The organism is Duganella sp. CY15W (assembly GCF_009857555.1).
Classification (GTDB): Bacteria; Pseudomonadota; Gammaproteobacteria; order Burkholderiales; family Burkholderiaceae_D; genus Rugamonas; species Rugamonas sacchari.
Window position 1 is genome coordinate 416,734 of record NZ_WWCQ01000005.1, and the last position, 18,113, is coordinate 434,846.

Sequence of the window (18,113 nt, forward strand, 5' to 3'; positions counted from 1 at the left end):
CAAATTACTTCGCCATTTTTTCGCCATGGTTTTCGATTTTTCCCGTGATGCGGTCCTGCGCCTGAGTAACGCGGTCCATGTTGATTTCGAGATAGGCCATGGTCGTGCGAACATCTTTGTGCCGCAGGTATCGCTGGACATCCTGCACCGGTACTCCCTCCTCGCTCATCATCGTGGCGATGGTGCCCCGCAAGCGGTGCGGCGTGATTCCCTTGATCGCGCAGGCGGCGTTTGCAGCCATGATGGCTAAACGGCAGAAGCCAGGGCCGAATGCCTGGCCATCAGGCTGGCAGGCGACAAGGCCGTCAATCTGGTGCATCGGCTCAAGGTATTCGGCAAGCCGGCGCGGCAGGCGCAGGGCGTCGGCCTCACGCCCCTTCGTTATGCCAGGTGTGTATGTCCTGCGCTCCCAGTCAAACCACTCCCAGCGCGCCGTGATCGCTTCCGACTCGCGCAGTCCCAGCCACAACATGAGACGGACAGCGATGCCTACGCCGGCGGCGCGCGAGGAGGCGCGGTCGACCTGCTCAAACCAATTCATCACTACGGACATCGGCAGGATGGCGCGGGGGCGTTTTTGCACCTTGAGCATTGCTACATCCCATGGCAGGCGGGCAAGGATGCGACGCTTTACCGCCCAGTTCACCAGCAGCTTGAGCACGCGCAACCAGTGGTTGGCCGATGCAAAGTTGTGCGTCGCCAGGTGCTGGGCGCGGGCGCGCTCGACGGCCTCGGTATCGATGTCGCTGATGAGCCGGCCACCCAGATCGTAGGTGTGAAGGCGCTTGAAAACGTCGACGCTACGGATGTGCGCCGCGCTGGAGATCGGCGCTCGCAACTCGAACCATTCAACGATGACTTCGGACAGCGTAGGCATCGGCTCGCCGCCATTGGCACGCTCAACCGCATTGCTGTACGCACGATCCGCTACCTGCAGGGCGGCAGCCTTGCTGCGCAGCTTGGTGCTACGCTGGACGCGAGGATTTGGCGCCACCTGGAATCGGTAGTGCCAGATCCCACCAATCTTGAACAGGGATACCGTCATGCCGCCATCGCTGAGCGCTGATCTTCCCAGTCATGTGCACACACGAGTGCATTCTCGCTAAAACGACTGAAAACGCGGTCACCAACGTAAGTGCGCAGCAATGCCGTCGGCTGATTGCTGATGACCAGCACTGGCTTTTCAGCGTTGTAACGACGGTTGATGATTTCGGTCAGCAGCAGGATGGAATTCTCCGTCGAGCGGATAGCGTCCACCTCGTCGAGTATGAGCAGGTCGTACTGCGCCAGGCGCATCAGCTCCTGCTCTTCTGTCTTTCCTTCCCGTCCGTAAGTGCTCTGGACTTCGGAAATCATCTGGCTCGCGGTGCAATAGCGGACGGACATCGAGCATTTGTCGATCAGTGCCTGGGCCAGCTCGCAGGCCAGCAGCGTCTTACCGGTACCGGTGGTCCCCACCATCATCAGCACCGCCCAACGCTGTTCGGCGACAATAGCATCGCGGAACGCGCGCACTGTAGCGCGGACCTGTTTCTGCCGGTCCGTGGCTGCAACGAACAGCTGCCCACGATAACGCTGTGGGATGTTGGCGATGCGGTAGAGCGTTTCGTTTCGGCCACGCACATAGGCGGCGTGGTCTTCCTCGCGACGCTTTTCCTCGGCGCAGACGCCGCAGTACCACTCGGTACGGCCGCTGCGCGGGTTCTTCGGCAGCAGTGCGATGCTCGGCCCGTGATATACGCAGGTGCCAGGCACCTCACGGAGCATGTTCAGCACGCTATCCACGCCCAGCACTTTCGAAAATTCCTTCATTCAGTTCTCCTACAAGGGTTGGTCGTCATCGTTGCCGGCGCGGATGCCCCTCTGCCGCATGCTTTCGTCCATCGCAGCACGACTGCTGCTGTGATCGAGCCTTCCGACAGCGAACTTGCCGCTCTGCTTCGCCTGCCCGCCTGCCATGCGGTTGCCATCAACCACCCAATCCGCCTGGAAGCCCCGCCAGTTGCGAGAGCAGCACAGCGTCACCACGGAATCCATCGACATGCCGGCCTTGTCTGCCTCGCGCTTCATCTGGGCCAGTGCGGTCGACGTCAGTGGCGCGCGATGCGCTTTGCGGACCATCAGCCAGTCATCCGCCGCCTGCACGGAAACGCCTTCTGCAAGCAACGCGCTCTTGGCGTCGAACGCGTCGGCGCCGGCTTGTCGGCGCTTATGATGTTTACTTGATGGTTCTATTGATGGTTCTATGATGGTTATGGGTGCACCAGTTGCGGGGGTGGGGTGCACCAGTTGCGGGGGTGTGGGTGCACCAGTTGCGGGGGTGGGGTGCGCATTCTGCGGGGGTGCATCTGCTGCGGGGGTGCACAGTTTGCGGGGGTTGATCTGGTACACCGTGCTGCGGCCGGCGCGATAAGCGCGGGTGATAACACCCGTTTTTTCCATGTCAGCGATGTGTTTTTGAACGCTGCGCTCGGACATGCTGCACTTTTCGGTGAGCATGGCGACGGATGGATAGCACTCGCCTTGATCGTTTGCGTTGTCACACAATGCCAGCAAAACCATCTTCGGATGTGTCGGCAAATCCATCTTCCAGGCGAGGGTCATCAGAGCAATACTCATGCGGCCACCAGCCCCATCTCACGCTCATGCGCAAAGTTGGCCCTGATCAGCGCTTCGGACAACGGGGGGCACACGCTATTACCGCACATGCGAACCTGAGCAGACTTTGTCAGTCGAACACGAGGGAGTGCTAGAGGATCACCAGGCGCCTGTTCTCCGTCCTTGAACAACAGTTCTGGATCCGGGATCTCCGTGATGATGTAGTCTGCCGGAAAGCCCTGCGCGCGGTACAACTCAGCTGGCTCCAGCATGCGTAGACCGATATCGACAATCTGGTAGTCCACGCCTTCAATTGTCACCAGGCCGTAGCGATCCTTAGTGGTGACAGTATGCAGCGGCTCTTCAAGGCGCGGGTCTTGGTCGGTGCCGTAGTACTTCACCAAGAAAGCGCGCACCTCCGCATGGTGCTGGCCACCAGCGCTGACCGTGTGCAACGGCTCGTCCATGCCCGCAGTGCTGCTGGTGCCGCGCAACTTCACCAGGCTGCTAGCCACCAATGCGGACTTGCCGCCACCGCCGGCCGTCACCGTGCCGAGCGGGGTGTCTGCGGCATGGCCGACGCTCTGCCCCATGTCGCGTTGGATATGTGCTGTAACGATGCCCAACGCGTGCGGCGCGCCGGCCGGGTTTTCTTTCGGCCCAGCCGTGATCGTCGGCACCGGGTCGTTCATATCGCTGCCGGTCGCGCCGGTGCGGAACTTGGTGATGTGCGCGGTGACCAGAGTCTGATTTTCCGCCGTGGTGACTGTTGGGATTGGAGCGCCTACCTGTGTGCCGGGATGGCCAGTCGTGTTGGTCATGACGAATGGCGCCAGCGTGGCGGCAACTGCGCTGAAGTGCCCACCCTTGACCTGCGCGCAAATGGTGCGAAGCGGTTCGTCAGCGGGCATCGTGCGCTGGCTGCTCGAATTGGCATGCTCGTTCAAGAACGCGGTCACCAGCGCCGCCTTGCTGGCACCGGCCACGACCGTGCCCAGCGGCTTCTCGATGTCCAGCGTACGGGGCGTCTGGCCATCGCGCTCACCGTAGCCAGTCTGCACCATGGTAGCGACGGCCAGCGCCTTCTCTCCGCGCTGCGCGCTGGTGATGGTGCGGAATGGCTCGTGAACCGATTCGCTGCGGTCACTTCCTTGATGCGTAACAGGGACGATGCTGGGCACGACAATGGCGCGGTGGTTCTCCGTCGTCAGCGTGCCGAACGGCTGGTCAGCCGGCACCGGCTTGCCCGAGTAGATCGGACCGCCCTGGCCGATGATGAACGGTGTTTCCGCGTCCACCACGTAGCGCTGAATGCCCTTCGCGATGCGGCGCAGCGTGGCGTCGGCCAGTGGGCGCTTGCGTTCGAAGATTGACGGGCACGGGATGGACCAATCGATGCATTCAGCGGCCGTGCGCCACGGCGCCAAGTGCCCGGCCAGCACGCCTGCAGAAGTCGGCGCGCCATTGGTCGGCGCTGGCCAGCGGATCGGCAGGCCGTCGCGGCGCGCTATCATGAATAGGCGCTTTCGAATTGTCGGCGTGCCGTAGTCGCACGCACGCAATTCGCGAAACTCCACGATGTAGCCAAGGCCCTTCACCAGTACACTGCGCGGTACGCTATCGCCCAGTACCTCGCAAATCTCGTCCAGATCCGGATGATCGGCGGGAACGCCCGTCGACAATGCAGCCTTGAACGCCTCGAAAAGACGACCCTTGAACTGTGGATCTGGATACATGTCACCATCGTCGCCGACCTTCAGCGGTCCCCAAGTCCGAAACTCTTCGACGTTTTCCAGCAGGATCACCCGTGGCTTGGTTTGATACCCCCAGCGCAGGCCGACCCACGCCAGGCCTCGGATATTCTTGCTTACCGGCGTGCCTCCCTTGGCCTTGCTGAAATGCTTGCAGTCCGGCGACAGCCAGACCACTGCTACTGGCTGGTTGTTGGTGACAGCAATGGGGTCGACATCCCACACGCTCTCGCACAGATGCTTCGTGTGCGGGTGGTTGATGGCATGCATCGCCAGAGCCTCAGGATCGTGGTTAATGGCGATGTCGACCGGACGGCCGAATGCTGCTTCCAGGCCAGTGCTTGTTCCTCCGCCGCCGGCAAAGTTGTCGATGATCAGCTCGTGCCCAAGGTCGAGCGAAAAGGTATGGCAATCACGCTTCATCGAGCACTCCCGCGAACTGGTTGACGCCCGTGTACTCGTGCCAGGTCATGCACACGGCCCCGTTGCGTTTTACGACCGCCCCCCCCCTTGTCGATTTTCGGACCGCGCACCATCACCTTGGCCAACTTGATTTCGTTGGGATTTACTGCAATCCAGTCCTCGCAAAACTGAGGGCTGTCCAGTTCAGGGCTAATACGATATGGCTTCGTGCAGCTTTCAAATAGGGCCGCTGCCATAGCATCACGACGAGATGCCCACTCGGTAATCGACAGCGCGCGGCGCCCTTCGTACTCATTGGTCTTTTTCTCAGCAATCTGCTTGCTGACAGCACGGCTGACGCCGAAAACGCAAAACGCTCCCATGGCGGCCTCGATTACTGACGGAAGTTGAGGCCGAATGCAGCGCCACTTCGACGAGCACTAGCTGCGGTGAGCACTGACCCATGCCAATTACCGCGGTATGCCGGTTCGGTGGGCGGCACATCCGGTGCACCATTCGACGTCGGCATCAACCGGTCTCGGGCATCCGGGCTGACCTCATAGACGATTCCTTTTTTTACCAGGTGACCGTCGACCTCAAGCCGCTCGTAGATTTCGCGGATCTTCTGCTCGCCGACGCCGAGGAGGCTATGACGCTCAATACCCTGATGGATGGTTGCTGGCTGGGAAAGCAACGCGCGCAGTACGACAACTGCACGACTATTCGAGGAAGGAAATTTCATGGATAATGTCCTTGTTGTGTGTTTTACCGAGGCCCGCCTGCACGCGGGCTTTTTCTATTTCTGACCCGCAGCGTCGCGAATCAGTTGTTGGTACTGCTTGTGTGTCATCACCTGACCTGGTTCGATCGGCAGCGGCGCTGCCGGCGCCGGCGCACTCAAGCTGCCTCCGGTGCCAGCTTGTCCAGTGTCTCCAGCGTAGTGCCAAGCTTGCGCATGATGCGAATACGAAGCGACGCGCCAACGGGCATGCGGTTATTACGAATCTTGCTGATGACCGGAGGCGCGACTTCCAGCACACGCGCAAGCGCCGCATCGTTAACCAGGTTATTCATGTCCAGCAAATGATCGAGCAGCGGGTTTCGCTCGATTTTTCGCGGGGCTGTATTCAGTACTGCCTTGCTCATGGATCTCTCCTTATTGGGGGTGGAAGTGTCACGCTTGCCTACGGCGCAATGGATTCAGTTTGCGGACTTTGGATGCTCCAGCGCGTAGGCGTGCAATCGCGCCAGCGAGCGCGCGACGGGTGCGGCTGGTGGCCTCGTGTACATCCTCAATTTCACGGTGAGCCGCCTCAAGCTGAGGCAGCGTTGCGCCGGCGTGCACATTGATCAACGCCAGCTGCGCCTCGGCCGATTCTTTGACGAGCTGGCGCAAGTGCTCCTGTGCGTCGAATTCAACCTCATCGAAACCGTCGCTACTGCCAACCATTACGCCGAGCGGGCGCACGCAGTCTGCGATGCACGGCAGGCGCACTTCCATTGGCATGGCTGCCCAAATCGAATGCATGAAGTTGGCCGGCAGCAGGTTGGTGTCTTTGCTTTCGTCGTCCAGCCAACGGAACACGCGGTCGGCGTTGACCTTCTGGCGTTCGAATGCGTCGCGAGTGGTGGGGTCGAACACGATTCCTGTAGTGGACGGACCTTCGATGCGCTCGTGCGCTTCGACGATCATTTGCACCACGGCCTCCCGACTCCATCCTTCGCGCTTGCGCCAGTCGATTACGTGGCCGCGCAGTATGCCGATCATGGTGGTGTGCGATTCGTTGCGCATGCTTTCTAACTCCGAAGTGACTAATCTTGAAACATCTACAAAACAACAAATAAAGACCGGAATTGCAAATGAGTTACTATTTGGCAAGGAAGAATTTCGAACGCTCGAACAACTGGCTAACCGTCTTCTTCACTATTCAAAATGCCGAACAACTCGTCTCGCTTGCGGCGCTCGCGCGCGGCACGCCGCCGACCCGTCCACTCACCAAGAGCGAGTCCAGCGAGGGCTGCCAGCAAGGATTGGCATGTGAAGAGGAGCACGGGATTCCCTAGTTGGATTGAAATACCTGGGGATGTGCAAGCCTTAAGTACTTCAGCTGGGTTTTCGGCACACCATTCTTGCGCCACTGGCATACAGCACTCTTGGTGATGCCGAGTAGCAAGGCAGCCTTAGACGGGCCGCCTAAGGCATCGATAATGCGGTTGGCTTCTGCCGCTTCGGAAGAACTCATGACCGACCTCAAAAACTGTTTGATGCGAGTATAGAACGCTAAACCGAAAGAGGTCAAGCACACTTCACTTATCATTGTTTAGAATTCTTTACATGGAAAACCTGATTAGCCGTTTAGAAGAGGTCTGCGCCCATCTAGCCACCGCAACGCTTAGTGGGCAAACTGCGTTGGTCGAAGCCTCGGGCGCATCGAAGAGTGTCGTTAATCAATGGCTCAGTGGAAAGATTAAGTCTATCGACATCAGGTTTGCACTGGCGATAGAGCGCAACTCCGGCTATAGCCACGTCTGGTTAATGACAGGGGAAGGTGAGAAAAAACTAGACGCGAGCAAGATCATCTATGTAGACAGAATTGTCCAGCAGCAGCCCACCTATTCCTGGATTAGCACTGCAGAGGCCCGTTTGCTCACCCTTTACCGTACTACAGACGATGATGGTAGAGACGACATCATGGCGACTGCAGAAGAGTCAAAGCGAATCGTCTCACCGAGACTTGCGAGGAACGAGGTATAGCTTAGGCGCCTTCGGCTCCGGATGTCTGGCTGCCATTCTCTCTAGCTTAACGACGGCCTCAGCTCTTCGCCGTTCGTCCATTGCACGATATGCGGCAACTATCCTATCCAAGTTATTCATTGCACCAAACTATCAATTGTTTACAATGTGCCAACTATATTACAAGTTGGATAGGGTTTCATTTGGAAAGTACACGGGTAAAGTACTGCTAGTTGTAAAATGAATTGTAACAGATTCTCACCTATGCGCTTCCATGCATGGAAGCACTTTGTACTCAGATTAGCAACAGCATGAAAAAATCGGGCGATGATAAAACCGCCCGCAAAAAAACTGTTGCAGAAAGACTACATCCAATCTGCGGTCAGATTCCCCCCGAAGCTCCATGCGCAACTGAAGGCATCCGCCGACGAAAACGGTCGTAGCTTGAATACCGAGATTCTTGCCAGACTTGAGGCTGGACCATCTAAAGAGGTATTAGCTGAGATCGCTGAGTTGAAATCTATGTTGCGAAAAGTCCTAGATCAAATGTAGGCCGGCAATCGCCGCGAGTTTCTAAAACTGCAATATCATTGGGCTTTGACCTCAATCCCCCCCCAATGACAAAAACACTCATTTCAGCAGCACTAGCCATAGCTGCGCTCAGTCTCACCCTGTGGTTTAAATATGACGACTGGTTTGTCTACCGGTCGGCACGCCTGTCGCTCAGCTCTTTAATGAAGGACCCTTCCAGCGCACAATTTAGGAACGAACGGTTCATTGACTATGATTGGTATTGCGGTGAGATCAACGCGAAAAATGGCATGGGCGCGTACACCGGCTATAAACGGTTTATCTCCGGGCGATTGAGTAAGGTCATCTACCTGGAGGGCACCGGGATGATCGGCAAAGAGTCCACCGACGAATTCATTTTGGTACTGGCCAAGAAAGTTGACTACCTTGAGTCGTTCAACGCGAAGAAAGGACTCGCGCCGGAAATAGCATTGCTATCCGAGTCTGAGCAGTATGAGCAGGCGCGCGTAGCAGTCTTTGAAGATCACTGGAAAAAAATCTGTAATTAGCTTCCGGCTATAGCAGCTGGTAAGTGGACCAGTAATCGCTAACGAATAAATGGTTTAGTACCCTTGACTTTATATGGTTTAGCGATCTACACTTGACTCCATCACTTTTCTAAACCGATGGAGAATCCGATGTCCCCTGCCTCCGCAGTCCTGAGCATCACCGAAGAACGCACCTACTGCGCCCGCCTAGGCGACCGAACCGTGACCGGCCTGGCCGTCGCCTCGGCGTGGGAGGGCTTCACGAAGTACACCGACCGCAATGGCTCGCACCTGATCGTGCTGGACGTCGATCAGCGCGTCATCACCGCATCGCTCGACCTGGTCGCCGAGCTGAACCTGGTCAACCACGCCGTCGGCCTGCCTGACCTCGGCGAGGCCTTCGCGGGCGGCTACTACACCGGCATCATCACCGTCGACGGCAAACGCTACGCCCTGATTTCCGCTGGCGCCGAGGGCGATCTGCACGGCGCCTGGAGCCTGGCTGACGTCGAGGGCGCCACCAGCCGCAATGACGGCCACGCCAACACCCGCGCCATGGCAATGGCTGGCAGCGGCCTGGCTGCGCAGGCGTTCGCGCTGGACATCGGCGGCCACCGCGACTGGTACATCCCGAGCCGCGACGAGCAAGAGCTGCAGTACCGCAACCTCAAGCCCACCACCGACCGCAACGCAGTCACCAGCGGCGACGGCGTGAACCCGAGCAGCTCCCCTACCGGCGAACTCTACACGCGCGACTTCCCGCAGCAGACCAAGGCCGCAAACTTCCGTTCCGGTGGCGTCGATGCGTTCGCACCGCACTGGTACTGGTCCAGCACGCAGCACGCCTCCGACCCTTCCTTTGCGTGGATCCAGGGCTTCGGCGATGGCATCCAGCACTTCAACCTCAAGGACATCGAGGGCCGTGTGCGCGTCGTCCGCAGATTGCCCATTTAGTCATTCAGTAATTCCCTAAGCCCGGCGCGGCGCGCCGGTTCACGTTCTCACCTATGGAGTCTCACCATGAGCACCGCTACGCCTGTTGAAATCGAAAGCGCAGTAATCGCCGCTGTCTCGGCAACCGCCCTCCCCGCCATCGGCGCAGCGTTCGAAGGCGGCTTCTATACCGGCGTCATCCAGATCGAAGGAAAGCAGTACGCGCTGATCACCGCGGGCGCCGCTGGCCAGCTGCGCGGCCGCCTGCTGCCATCGCTGGCCAAGGTAGACGGCGCCGATCATCGCGCCGACGGCCAGGCGAACACCGAGACGCTGGCTGGCGCCGGCAGCGAACTGGCACAGGCCGCACTGGCACTGAGCATCAATGGCTTTAGCGACTGGTACATCCCGGCGCGCGACGAGCAGGAACTGCAGTACCGCGCATTCAAGCCAACGGCGGAAGCGAACTACGCCGACGGCGAGGACGGCGTCAATCCGAGCAGCGTGCCGGTGGGTGAGGCATACACGGAAGAGTTGCCGGAGCAGACGGTCGTTGCAGGCTTCAAGGAAGGCGAACCTGACGCGTTCGAAGACTGGGGGTACTGGTCCAGCACGCAGCACGCCTCCGACCCTTCCTATGCGTGGGACCAGATCTTCGACGATGGCTACCAGGGCTGCGGCCACAAGGACTACGAGGGCCGTGTGCGCGTCGTCCGCAGATTGCCTATTCAGTAATTCATCAATTTCGACAGGCGCGCCGGCAGCGGCGCGTAAGCCAACCAGATGGAGGTGCACATGAAATACCTCATCACCGAACGAACCGCCGATGGCACGCGCAGTTATGCCGCCATCGGTGATCTGGGCCTGCTGATTGATGCCGCCTATGACGGCGGCGCGCTGGGCGTGACCGCGATGGTGCAGCGATGATCGGATGGCTTTTTCTCCTGCTCATCTATGCGCGGCGCAAGCTGCGCCGGCATCGCGCAATGAGTGCGTATCGCCACGCGAACGCGCGGGCCTTTGCCCTGTATAGCCAGCACCGCGCTATCGGCACGGAGCTTCTCAAGGCTCTTCAAGCCGAGCGTGCGGCGGGCGAGCGCATGGAAGCAGTCCTCAGTTCAGAAAAATAGGAGAGCAAGATGTCGTGGTTTAAAAATTTGCAGGTGTTTCGACTGCCACTCAACTGGGCGATGACGCCGGCAGCGCTGATCGAGCATCTGGCGCCGCAGTGGTTCGTGCCGCTGTCGAGCAACGAACTGATGCGCCAGGGCTGGGTGCCGCCGCGCGAGGGCGGTGACCTGGTGCACACGGTCAATCGTCAGATGCTGTTCATGCTCAAGACGGAGAAGAAGCTGCTGCCAGCGAAGGCGATCAACCAGCTGGCGAAGGCGCGCGCTGCTGAAATGGAGCTCAAACAGGGCTTCGCGCCTGGCAAGAAGGCGATGAAGGAGTTGAGGGAGCGCATCGCGGACGAAAAGCTGCCAACGGCACTCAGCACGGCAGTCTTCACCGGCGTGTGGATCGATCCCATCAACGGCTGGCTGGTGGTGGATGCTGCCAGCCCCGCCAGGGCCGATGAAGTCATCAAGCTGCTGCTGAAAGCGGTCGACCGCATGCCGCTGGAAAGCCTGCGCGTGCAGCGCTCGCCGGTGGGCGTGATGACCGAATGGCTGCAAACCGATGAGGCGCCAGCCGGTTTCACCGTCGACATGGATACCGAACTGCGCGCCACTGGCGAGAGCAAGGCGGCCGTGCGTTATGTGAAGCACTCGCTGGACCCGGAAGAAGTGCGCCGCCACATCGCCAACGGCAAGCAGTGCACACGCCTGGCCATGACGTGGGACAGCAAGATCTCGTTCGTGCTGACCGAGTCGCTGGCCATCAAGGGCGTCAAGCCACTCGACGTGCTCGACGAGAAAGACGCTGGCGTGCGCAACGACGAAGAACGGTTCGACGGCGACTTCATGCTGATGACGGGCGAACTGTCCAAGATGCTGGCGGACGTGGTCGCGGCGCTCGGCGGGGAGGCACGGGCATGAGTCACGCACAGCTGCGCTCGAACATCTATACCCAGTCCGGACACTACTTTGACTTCACTGCGCCGGCGCAATCAGTCTTCGGCATCGAGGACATCGCGCACGCTCTCGCGCATGTGTGTCGCTTCACCGGGCACGTGCGCGAGTTCTATTCGGTGGCCCAGCACTCGGTGCTGGTCAGTCAGGTGGTGCCGCCAGAGTTCGCGCTCCACGGGCTGCTGCACGATGCCGCCGAGGCGTTCATTGGCGACGTCTCGCGACCGCTGAAAGCACTGCTGCCTGACTACAAGGCAATCGAACGGAACGTCGAGCAGGCCGTGCTCGCGCGCTTCGGTCTGTCACTCCCGCTTCCGCCGCAGATCAAGGCTGCGGACATGGTGCTGCTGGCGACTGAGCAGCGTGACTTGATGCCCGCCGGCGCCGGCGAGTGGGCATGCCTGGCGGGCGTGGTGCCGCTTCCGTTGGTGATTGCCCCGCTGGCGCCGCGCGCGGCAAAAGCTGCGTTCCTGAGCCGCTACAGCGAAATCACCGGGAAGCCCATCAAGGGCGTTGATATCGCGTTTGCCGCAAATCAGATGGAGGTCACATGAACGACGACGATTTTCGCGCCGCCAAGAACCACAATTTCCGGCGCATCACCTGGCTCGAGATCCTTGCCATTTACGGCGTGTTTATCGCGCTGGTGATCTGGAACTGGTGGTAGGTGTTCAGTAGTCCGTAGTCAGCCGGCGGCGCGCCGCTATTTTTTGATTCAACACTAGGAGAGTTACATGAGCAAAGCGTTATTCATGGAGCAGAACGTTCGCCCCGGCGAGATGTATGCCGGCCTGATTCTGGGCAAGAACGGCGAGCAGGACTATCACCTGTTCCTGCTGCCAAACAAGGCCGAGGGCCTGAGCTGGGACAAGGCGGTGGCGTTTGCCGCCGAGGCTGGCGGTGAACTGCCGACCCGCCGCGAACATGCGCTGCTGTCTGCCAACCTGAAAGAGGAGTTCGAGCCGCGCTGGTATTGGTCTGGCGAGCAGCACGCCTCCGACCCTTCCTATGCGTGGGTCCAGCACTTCGACGATGGCTTCCAGTACTACTGCCTCAAGGACTACGAGGGCCGTGTGCGCGTCGTCCGCAGATTAGTCATTTAACCATTTAGTCATTCATCATGGCCATCCATACCGAACTGCCGATCTACAAGCTGACCTACGAACTGATGTTGCTCGCCATGGAGTTGATCAAGAACATGCGCCGCGACTACAAAGGTACCGTGGGCCAGAAGATCAATGCCGAGTGCCTGGAGCTGTCGCTGCTCGTCTACAAGGCGAACTGCGCTCGCGACAAGGTACCGCACCTGGAGCGCCTCTTGGAGCGTGTGCAGGTCACGGAACTGCTGTTCCGCCTTGCGGTCGATCTGGCGCTCGTATCGAAGGGGCAGTATGCCAAGGCAATCGAGCTGACCAGCAAGATTGGCCGCCAGGCAAATGGATGGCGCAAGCACTCCGCATCGTCGCCCGCTACTTGACCGTCAAGGCTGTCATGTCTGTGCGATTTTTAAATCTGGTCGTGCCGCTGGCTCACAAGGCCACCGCCATGCGCGTCGCAGAAACCGGCCAACGGTGTTTGGCCAGGTCTGGCGCAGTTTCCCCGCTGATCGGCTACAGCCTTCGCCGGGGCGACGTAGATAGCACGAACGGACGCAGCACGCCTCCAACCCTTCCTATGCGTGGAACCAGAACTTCAACGATGGCAACCAGAACTACAACCACAAGGACAACGAGGGCCGTGTGCGCGTCGTCCGCAGATCGAAACGATGCAATCCCTGCAGACTTCACGCTGCAGGATCTGGTAGTCGCATACTTCGACTGCCGGCGCAACAAACGCAACAGCCAGAGCGCTCTTCACTTCGAAGAGCGCCTGGAGCATAACCTGATGTCGCTGAACGAGGAGCTGGTCAGCGGAGAGTACAAGCCAGGCAAATCGATTTGCTTTGTGGTCACGCGGCCCAAGGCGCGCGAGGTTTGGGCGGCTGACTTCCGTGACCGGGTTGTGCATCACCTGCTGTACAACCGCATCGCGCCTCGATTCTATCGCAGCTTCATTGCCGATACTTGCGCGTGCATTCCTGGGCGCGGCACGCTCTACGCCGCCCAGCGGCTCGCAGCGAAGATCCGCAGCGCGAGCCAGAACTGGTCGAAGCCGCTGTGGTACTTGAAGTGCGACTTGGCCAATTTCTTCGTGACGATCGACAAGCGCGTGCTGGACGGCCAACTGGCCGAGCGCATCCATGAGCCGTGGTGGATGCAGCTGGCGGCCACGGTCTTGCATCACGATCCGCGCGAGGACTTCGAACTACGCGGCGCGCCTGCCCTGCTGGCGCGTGTGCCGCCGCACAAGCGCTTGATGAACCAGCCAGGCCACCTTGGGCTGCCAATCGGGAACCTCTCGTCGCAGTTCTTCGCCAACGTGTACCTGAATGCCCTGGACCAGTTCGCCAAGCACCAGGTACGCGCGCGGCACTATGTGCGGTACGTCGATGACTTCGTACTGCTGCACGAATCGCCGCAATGGCTGGGCGCTGCGCTCACGCGGATCGGCGCCTTCTTGCCTGACACGCTACATGCGCGGCTGAATCCTTCAAAGACGATCCTGCAGCCGGTAGCGCGCGGCGTCGACTTCGTCGGGCACGTCATCAAACCCTGGCACACCAGCACGCGCCGCCGCACCGTGCGGGAGGCTGTGAGCCGCATTGGCGCCCTGGACCACATCGACGTTTTCACCTCAGCCAACAGCTACTTCGGCCTGCTACGTCAGTCCAGCAACAGCCACCGCGACCGGGCGCGCGTTGCACGCGCCGTACTGCGGCGCGGTCATGCCGTCAACGGCGCCTTGACTAAAACCTATCGGAGGCCACATGGGAGCGAATGAACCGTGTCAGAGTCTTTCTGAGCTTGCCAGGGCGGAGGCGTTTAAACACGACCAGATGCTGCTGCGCGCTATTCACAAGTGTCAGCGCGTGTTCTACCAGGGCAAGTACAACCACATCCACGTGCTGCGCACCGGGCCGTCCGGCGGTGCCATTGAAACCGAGGTGTACTTGACCGGCAGGAAAGACCCGGTGCCAGCCAGCGAAGTTACGCTGGCGCCGGAAGTGACGTGATCGGAGTCGAGATGCGAACCCGAGAACTATGCATCATGGCCTGCGCATTTTGCCGCGACCCCGGTTTCTTGGCCTACCTGCAGGAGATCGATCCATAGCATGAGGCGTGGGCCGAGAGCGGCGCAAAGGAGTTTGTGCTCCGCATTTGCGGTGTCGGCAGCCGCCGTGATCTTGATTTGAACACCGCTGCTGCGCTGCGGTTCCACCAGCTTGTCCGCGAGCCATTCATCGCGTGGCGCTCACAGCGCGCGAATAATTAGTAAGGAGTAAAAAAATGAGCATAAGCAGATATTGCCATGACTCTTGCAGCGTCAGAACCGTAAATCGAAGTGCTGGGTCGCGGCGCTGGGGTGGGAATTCACATTGGGTTGTCTCGCACACCCTCCTGGTTTCCGTATCCGCAACGCAGACGGGGGATTGAGCAATGGGAACAATGTTTTTAGACGCGGAAGAGATCCGCGAGATGACCGACCGCAAGACGCGCGTGGCACAGCGACGCATGCTGAACGCCCTGGGTATCGTCTACCGCATCCGCGCCGACGGTGGTCTGCTGGTGCTGCGATCGCACGTGGAGCGTGAACTGGGCGGCGCACCAGCGGCTGCAGCGCGCAAGAAAGAATTCGTACCAAACTGGAGCGCGGCGAATGCCTAGAAAGAGATTAAAGGAAAATGCTGGGCTACCTGCCCGTTGGGTGTTTGCGCATGGTGCTTACTATTATCAGGTACCTGCTGGACTGGAGGAGCGCTGGGATGGCAAGAGAAAATTCCGGCTGGGCGCCACGCTACCCGATGCCTATGCGGAATGGGCAAAGCGTCTGGAAGTGACTGACTCAGCCAAGACGATCGGCGCGCTGCTCGACCGCTATTCGCTGGAGGAACTGCCGAAAAAGTCACCTCGGCACCAGGTCGAGCGGCGCCGCGCGCTGCGCAACCTTAAGGCTGTTTTTGGCGATGCGCCGCTCGACTGGATTCGGCCGCAGAACGTCTACCAGTACGTCGAATCTCGCAAGGCAACACGTATCGCCGCCCACCGAGCTGTCGACGCGCTCTCGCACGCCTTCACAAAGGCCGTGGAATGGGGGCTGATCGACCGTCACCCTTTCAAAGGCGAGGTTCGCCTGGAGGGCGAGGCGCCGCGCGTGCGCTACGTGGAGGACTGGGAGCTGATCGAGGTACTGGCACTGCCCAGCAAGCGCAAGCAGGGTAGCGTATTGATGTTGCAGGCTTACATCCGACTCAAGCTGCTCACCGGCTTGGCCCGAAGCGACCTATTACGCCTGAACCCGGCCGAAGCCTTCAAGGAAGATGGCATCCACGTGACCAGGCACAAGACGGCCGGCAAAACTGGAAAATCGACGATCTATGAGTGGAACGACGATCTACGCGCTGCTGTAGCAACCGCCACCGCGGTTCGACCAGCAAGAGTAGATCACCTGCTGTTCTGTACCCGCGTCGGCGAATGCTACATCGATCCAGTTAAGGAGACCGCCAGCGGCTGGGACTCCATGTGGCAACGTTTCATGATTCGTGTCATGGAGGAAACAACACTCACAGCTCGTTTCACCGAGCATGACCTGCGCGCCAAGTGCGCCAGCGACGCCGAGTCGCTGGACCATGCCCGCGCACTCCTCTCACACGTGGATAGCCGCGTCACAGATCGTATTTATCGCCGCAAACCTGAGCGCGTGAAACCGGGGAAAATCGGCTTCGAATAACCCATCACAATTTGAATAACACAATGCCCGAATTTAAGGCTGGTTACTCACAGCGTAAGCCATTGATTTAAATATGTATTTTGGCCTGCCCAGCTGGGTTCGAACCAGCGACCCTCAGCTTAGAAGGCTGATGCTCTATCCAACTGAGCTATGGGCAGAGAGGAAACCACAGGAATCTGCGGTGGAAATGAAAAACGGGCTGTCTTTCGACAACCCGTTTAGAAGTTCTTGGTCGGAGTACAAGGATTCGAACCTTGGACCCCCTGGTCCCAAACCAGGTGCGCTACCGGGCTGCGCTACACTCCGAAGACCAGTATTCTAGTCGCTCTCGCCAAATACGTCAATCAAAGCATGTGATTTAATTATAGGCCGCAATTTTACGCCGCCAACTTGCTCTCTACCTTGTCGGCAATGCGGCGTGCCATCGACTGGGCGGCCTCGGGGTCACGCGCCTCGACCATCACACGGATCAACGGTTCGGTGCCGGAAGCGCGTATCAGCACGCGGCCACTATCGCCCAGCTCGCTTTCAACCTGTTCCTTTTCCGCGACCATGGCGGCGTTCTTGGTCCAGTCGAAACCTGGCTTCACGCGTACGTTAATCAGGGTTTGCGGGAAGATGGTCAGATCGCAGCAGCACTCTTCCAGCGATTTCCCGGCGCGCTTGAGCGCGGACAGCACCTGCAGTGCCGAGATGATGCCATCGCCGGTAGTGTGCTTGTCGAGTGCCAGCAGGTGGCCCGAACCTTCGCCGCCCAGCAGCCAGCCCTTCTCCTGCATCACTTCCAGTACGTAGCGGTCGCCGACCTTGGCGCGGGCAAAGCCGATGCCCTTCTCTTTGAGCGCGACCTCCACTGCCATATTGGTCATCAGGGTACCGACTGCGCCGGCCACGGGGCCAGTGGCCAGACGGTCCATGACCATCAGGTACAGCAGCTCGTCGCCGTTGTACAGGCGGCCGTTGTGGTCGCACATGATCAGACGGTCGGCATCGCCATCGAGCGCGATACCCAGGTCTGCGCCGTGGGCCTGCACGGCGGCAGCCATGGCCTTGGGCGCGGTGGCGCCATGTTCCAGGTTGATGTTGAAGCCGTCAGGCTTGTTGCCAATCGAAATCACCTCCGCACCCAGCTCGTGGAATACATGCGGCGCGATGTTGTACGCGGCGCCGTGGGCGCAGTCGACCACGATTTTCAGGCCACGCAGGTCCAGTTCGTTCGGGAAGGTGCTCTTGCAGAATTCAATGTAACGCCCCTGGGCGTCGTCCAGACGTTTGGCGCGGCCCAGTTTTTCGGACGGCACGCAGCTCATCGGCTGATCCAGTGCAGCCTCGATATCCAGTTCGACGGCGTCCGGCAGCTTGGTGCCCTGGGCGGAGAAGAACTTGATGCCATTATCCTGGAATGGATTGTGCGAAGCGGAGATCACCACGCCTGCGGACAGGCGCAGCGCGCGCGTCAGGTAAGCGATGGCCGGGGTCGGCATGGGGCCGGCCAGCATGACGTCCACGCCAGCGGCCGAGAAGCCGGCTTCCAGCGCCGCTTCCAGCATATAGCCCGAGATGCGGGTATCTTTGCCGATCAACACGGTCGGCCGGCCGGAGCCGGTGCGTTTGCTGGCCAGAACCTGACCGGCTGCATAACCAAGACGCATTACGAAGTCAGGAGTGATAGGCGCTTCGCCAACCAGGCCACGGATACCATCGGTGCCAAAATATTTACGTGTCATTGTGTACTCTT

The 18,113-nt window shown here is 59.7% G+C and carries 26 protein-coding genes and 2 tRNA genes; 16 read left to right on the forward strand and 12 right to left on the reverse strand.

The features are described 5' to 3' along the window. Positions 1-4: 4 nt before the first annotated feature. The 8 genes from GTP58_RS24505 to GTP58_RS24540 form a co-directional block, all read right to left on the reverse strand. On the reverse strand, positions 5-1,045 hold the full coding sequence (locus tag GTP58_RS24505; RefSeq protein ID WP_161079680.1) for a site-specific integrase: 1,041 nt from the start codon (positions 1,043-1,045) through the stop codon (positions 5-7). Beyond that, the gene (locus GTP58_RS24510; RefSeq protein WP_161079681.1) at positions 1,042-1,812 is read right to left on the reverse strand and encodes an ATP-binding protein; all 771 of its coding nucleotides are present in this window, start codon (positions 1,810-1,812) and stop codon (positions 1,042-1,044) included. The genes GTP58_RS24505 and GTP58_RS24510 overlap by 4 nt, the downstream gene beginning before the upstream one ends. 9 nt (positions 1,813-1,821) lie before the next feature. Further along, a complete protein-coding gene (locus tag GTP58_RS24515) occupies positions 1,822-2,619 on the reverse strand; it encodes a helix-turn-helix domain-containing protein (protein ID WP_161079682.1) in 798 nt (265 codons plus the stop codon). Next, positions 2,616-4,772, reverse strand: coding sequence for a DNA cytosine methyltransferase (locus GTP58_RS24520; protein ID WP_161079683.1), 2,157 nt, complete (start codon positions 4,770-4,772; stop codon positions 2,616-2,618). Before GTP58_RS24520 ends, GTP58_RS24515 begins: the two co-directional genes overlap by 4 nt. After that, positions 4,769-5,134, reverse strand: coding sequence for a hypothetical protein (locus tag GTP58_RS24525; RefSeq protein ID WP_161079684.1), 366 nt, complete (start codon positions 5,132-5,134; stop codon positions 4,769-4,771). The genes GTP58_RS24520 and GTP58_RS24525 overlap by 4 nt, the downstream gene beginning before the upstream one ends. 11 nt (positions 5,135-5,145) lie before the next feature. Beyond that, on the reverse strand, positions 5,146-5,493 hold the full coding sequence (locus tag GTP58_RS24530; RefSeq protein WP_161079685.1) for a hypothetical protein: 348 nt from the start codon (positions 5,491-5,493) through the stop codon (positions 5,146-5,148). A gap of 155 nt (positions 5,494-5,648) precedes the next feature. Beyond that, entirely contained in the window at positions 5,649-5,897 is a 249-nt protein-coding gene (locus GTP58_RS24535) for a hypothetical protein (protein ID WP_161079686.1), read from the reverse strand. Between the two features lie 28 nt (positions 5,898-5,925). Further along, complete coding sequence (locus GTP58_RS24540) at positions 5,926-6,543, reverse strand: hypothetical protein (protein WP_202413841.1); 618 nt, start codon at positions 6,541-6,543, stop codon at positions 5,926-5,928. 68 nt (positions 6,544-6,611) lie between these two features. Here GTP58_RS24540 and GTP58_RS24545 point away from each other — a divergent pair, with 68 nt between their 5' ends. Beyond that, on the forward strand, positions 6,612-6,815 hold the full coding sequence (locus tag GTP58_RS24545; RefSeq protein WP_161079687.1) for a hypothetical protein: 204 nt from the start codon (positions 6,612-6,614) through the stop codon (positions 6,813-6,815). Here GTP58_RS24545 and GTP58_RS24550 read toward each other — a convergent pair. Next, a complete protein-coding gene (locus GTP58_RS24550; protein ID WP_161079688.1) occupies positions 6,812-6,994 on the reverse strand; it encodes a Cro/CI family transcriptional regulator in 183 nt (60 codons plus the stop codon). The genes GTP58_RS24545 and GTP58_RS24550 overlap by 4 nt on opposite strands. Before the next feature lie 92 nt (positions 6,995-7,086). On the opposite strand from GTP58_RS24550, the gene GTP58_RS24555 reads away from it, so the two are divergent. From GTP58_RS24555 to GTP58_RS24620, 15 genes are all read left to right on the forward strand, one after another. Next, positions 7,087-7,506, forward strand: coding sequence for a helix-turn-helix domain-containing protein (locus GTP58_RS24555; RefSeq protein ID WP_161079689.1), 420 nt, complete (start codon positions 7,087-7,089; stop codon positions 7,504-7,506). A 306-nt stretch (positions 7,507-7,812) separates the two neighbouring features. Next, positions 7,813-8,037, forward strand: coding sequence for an Arc family DNA-binding protein (locus GTP58_RS31970; protein WP_373924776.1), 225 nt, complete (start codon positions 7,813-7,815; stop codon positions 8,035-8,037). Between the two features lie 38 nt (positions 8,038-8,075). Further along, on the forward strand, positions 8,076-8,564 hold the full coding sequence (locus GTP58_RS24565; RefSeq protein WP_161079691.1) for a hypothetical protein: 489 nt from the start codon (positions 8,076-8,078) through the stop codon (positions 8,562-8,564). A gap of 129 nt (positions 8,565-8,693) precedes the next feature. After that, a complete protein-coding gene (locus GTP58_RS24570; RefSeq protein ID WP_161079692.1) occupies positions 8,694-9,497 on the forward strand; it encodes a DUF1566 domain-containing protein in 804 nt (267 codons plus the stop codon). A gap of 66 nt (positions 9,498-9,563) precedes the next feature. Further along, positions 9,564-10,211 carry a DUF1566 domain-containing protein gene (locus GTP58_RS24575; protein WP_161079693.1) on the forward strand — a complete coding sequence of 216 codons (648 nt, stop codon included), beginning with the start codon at positions 9,564-9,566 and terminating at the stop codon, positions 10,209-10,211. Positions 10,212-10,271: 60 nt separating this feature from the next. Further along, positions 10,272-10,403 (forward strand): hypothetical protein, encoded by a 132-nt coding sequence (locus GTP58_RS31650; RefSeq protein WP_255490731.1) that lies wholly within the window; start codon positions 10,272-10,274, stop codon positions 10,401-10,403. Continuing rightward, positions 10,400-10,606 carry a hypothetical protein gene (locus tag GTP58_RS24580; RefSeq protein WP_161079694.1) on the forward strand — a complete coding sequence of 69 codons (207 nt, stop codon included), beginning with the start codon at positions 10,400-10,402 and terminating at the stop codon, positions 10,604-10,606. Before GTP58_RS31650 ends, GTP58_RS24580 begins: the two co-directional genes overlap by 4 nt. 9 nt (positions 10,607-10,615) lie before the next feature. Continuing rightward, positions 10,616-11,515 carry a recombination-associated protein RdgC gene (locus GTP58_RS24585; protein WP_161079695.1) on the forward strand — a complete coding sequence of 300 codons (900 nt, stop codon included), beginning with the start codon at positions 10,616-10,618 and terminating at the stop codon, positions 11,513-11,515. Then, positions 11,512-12,102, forward strand: a complete 591-nt coding sequence (locus GTP58_RS24590; protein ID WP_161079696.1) for a hypothetical protein — start codon at positions 11,512-11,514, stop codon at positions 12,100-12,102. Before GTP58_RS24585 ends, GTP58_RS24590 begins: the two co-directional genes overlap by 4 nt. 180 nt (positions 12,103-12,282) lie before the next feature. Beyond that, positions 12,283-12,651 carry a DUF1566 domain-containing protein gene (locus tag GTP58_RS24595; protein WP_161079697.1) on the forward strand — a complete coding sequence of 123 codons (369 nt, stop codon included), beginning with the start codon at positions 12,283-12,285 and terminating at the stop codon, positions 12,649-12,651. Positions 12,652-12,668: 17 nt separating this feature from the next. Beyond that, positions 12,669-13,025, forward strand: coding sequence for a four helix bundle protein (locus GTP58_RS24600; RefSeq protein WP_161079698.1), 357 nt, complete (start codon positions 12,669-12,671; stop codon positions 13,023-13,025). Beyond that, positions 12,989-14,428 (forward strand): RNA-directed DNA polymerase, encoded by a 1,440-nt coding sequence (locus tag GTP58_RS24605; protein WP_308937375.1) that lies wholly within the window; start codon positions 12,989-12,991, stop codon positions 14,426-14,428. The genes GTP58_RS24600 and GTP58_RS24605 overlap by 37 nt, the downstream gene beginning before the upstream one ends. A gap of 55 nt (positions 14,429-14,483) precedes the next feature. Next, the gene (locus GTP58_RS24610; protein ID WP_161079699.1) at positions 14,484-14,660 is read left to right on the forward strand and encodes a hypothetical protein; all 177 of its coding nucleotides are present in this window, start codon (positions 14,484-14,486) and stop codon (positions 14,658-14,660) included. A gap of 433 nt (positions 14,661-15,093) precedes the next feature. Next, on the forward strand, positions 15,094-15,312 hold the full coding sequence (locus tag GTP58_RS24615; RefSeq protein ID WP_161079700.1) for a DUF4224 domain-containing protein: 219 nt from the start codon (positions 15,094-15,096) through the stop codon (positions 15,310-15,312). Next, positions 15,305-16,375 (forward strand): integrase, encoded by a 1,071-nt coding sequence (locus GTP58_RS24620; protein ID WP_202413842.1) that lies wholly within the window; start codon positions 15,305-15,307, stop codon positions 16,373-16,375. The genes GTP58_RS24615 and GTP58_RS24620 overlap by 8 nt, the downstream gene beginning before the upstream one ends. 81 nt (positions 16,376-16,456) lie before the next feature. Here GTP58_RS24620 and GTP58_RS24625 read toward each other — a convergent pair. The 3 genes from GTP58_RS24625 to glmM all read right to left on the reverse strand — a co-directional run bounded on the left by GTP58_RS24625 (position 16,457) and on the right by glmM (position 18,102). Next, a tRNA-Arg gene (locus GTP58_RS24625) sits at positions 16,457-16,533 on the reverse strand. 71 nt (positions 16,534-16,604) lie between these two features. Next, a tRNA-Pro gene (locus tag GTP58_RS24630) sits at positions 16,605-16,681 on the reverse strand. Positions 16,682-16,752: 71 nt separating this feature from the next. Beyond that, the gene (gene glmM, locus GTP58_RS24635; RefSeq protein WP_161079701.1) at positions 16,753-18,102 is read right to left on the reverse strand and encodes a phosphoglucosamine mutase; all 1,350 of its coding nucleotides are present in this window, start codon (positions 18,100-18,102) and stop codon (positions 16,753-16,755) included. Positions 18,103-18,113 lie beyond the last annotated feature (11 nt).

Bases quoted from the DNA above. Each gene is read 5' to 3' on its own strand.
- GTP58_RS24505 (WP_161079680.1), bottom strand. From the start codon at position 1,045: ATGACGGTATCCCTGTTCAAGATTGGTGGGATCTGGCACTACCGATTC.
- GTP58_RS24510 (WP_161079681.1), bottom strand. From the start codon at position 1,812: ATGAAGGAATTTTCGAAAGTGCTGGGCGTGGATAGCGTGCTGAACATG.
- GTP58_RS24515 (WP_161079682.1), bottom strand. From the start codon at position 2,619: ATGAGTATTGCTCTGATGACCCTCGCCTGGAAGATGGATTTGCCGACA.
- GTP58_RS24520 (WP_161079683.1), bottom strand. From the start codon at position 4,772: ATGAAGCGTGATTGCCATACCTTTTCGCTCGACCTTGGGCACGAGCTG.
- GTP58_RS24525 (WP_161079684.1), bottom strand. From the start codon at position 5,134: ATGGGAGCGTTTTGCGTTTTCGGCGTCAGCCGTGCTGTCAGCAAGCAG.
- GTP58_RS24530 (WP_161079685.1), bottom strand. From the start codon at position 5,493: ATGAAATTTCCTTCCTCGAATAGTCGTGCAGTTGTCGTACTGCGCGCG.
- GTP58_RS24535 (WP_161079686.1), bottom strand. From the start codon at position 5,897: ATGAGCAAGGCAGTACTGAATACAGCCCCGCGAAAAATCGAGCGAAAC.
- GTP58_RS24540 (WP_202413841.1), bottom strand. From the start codon at position 6,543: ATGCGCAACGAATCGCACACCACCATGATCGGCATACTGCGCGGCCAC.
- GTP58_RS24545 (WP_161079687.1), top strand. From the start codon at position 6,612: ATGAGTTACTATTTGGCAAGGAAGAATTTCGAACGCTCGAACAACTGG.
- GTP58_RS24550 (WP_161079688.1), bottom strand. From the start codon at position 6,994: ATGAGTTCTTCCGAAGCGGCAGAAGCCAACCGCATTATCGATGCCTTA.
- GTP58_RS24555 (WP_161079689.1), top strand. From the start codon at position 7,087: ATGGAAAACCTGATTAGCCGTTTAGAAGAGGTCTGCGCCCATCTAGCC.
- GTP58_RS31970 (WP_373924776.1), top strand. From the start codon at position 7,813: ATGATAAAACCGCCCGCAAAAAAACTGTTGCAGAAAGACTACATCCAA.
- GTP58_RS24570 (WP_161079692.1), top strand. From the start codon at position 8,694: ATGTCCCCTGCCTCCGCAGTCCTGAGCATCACCGAAGAACGCACCTAC.
- GTP58_RS24575 (WP_161079693.1), top strand. From the start codon at position 9,564: ATGAGCACCGCTACGCCTGTTGAAATCGAAAGCGCAGTAATCGCCGCT.
- GTP58_RS31650 (WP_255490731.1), top strand. From the start codon at position 10,272: ATGAAATACCTCATCACCGAACGAACCGCCGATGGCACGCGCAGTTAT.
- GTP58_RS24580 (WP_161079694.1), top strand. From the start codon at position 10,400: ATGATCGGATGGCTTTTTCTCCTGCTCATCTATGCGCGGCGCAAGCTG.
- GTP58_RS24585 (WP_161079695.1), top strand. From the start codon at position 10,616: ATGTCGTGGTTTAAAAATTTGCAGGTGTTTCGACTGCCACTCAACTGG.
- GTP58_RS24590 (WP_161079696.1), top strand. From the start codon at position 11,512: ATGAGTCACGCACAGCTGCGCTCGAACATCTATACCCAGTCCGGACAC.
- GTP58_RS24595 (WP_161079697.1), top strand. From the start codon at position 12,283: ATGAGCAAAGCGTTATTCATGGAGCAGAACGTTCGCCCCGGCGAGATG.
- GTP58_RS24600 (WP_161079698.1), top strand. From the start codon at position 12,669: ATGGCCATCCATACCGAACTGCCGATCTACAAGCTGACCTACGAACTG.
- GTP58_RS24605 (WP_308937375.1), top strand. From the start codon at position 12,989: ATGGCGCAAGCACTCCGCATCGTCGCCCGCTACTTGACCGTCAAGGCT.
- GTP58_RS24610 (WP_161079699.1), top strand. From the start codon at position 14,484: ATGCTGCTGCGCGCTATTCACAAGTGTCAGCGCGTGTTCTACCAGGGC.
- GTP58_RS24615 (WP_161079700.1), top strand. From the start codon at position 15,094: ATGTTTTTAGACGCGGAAGAGATCCGCGAGATGACCGACCGCAAGACG.
- GTP58_RS24620 (WP_202413842.1), top strand. From the start codon at position 15,305: ATGCCTAGAAAGAGATTAAAGGAAAATGCTGGGCTACCTGCCCGTTGG.
- glmM (WP_161079701.1), bottom strand. From the start codon at position 18,102: ATGACACGTAAATATTTTGGCACCGATGGTATCCGTGGCCTGGTTGGC.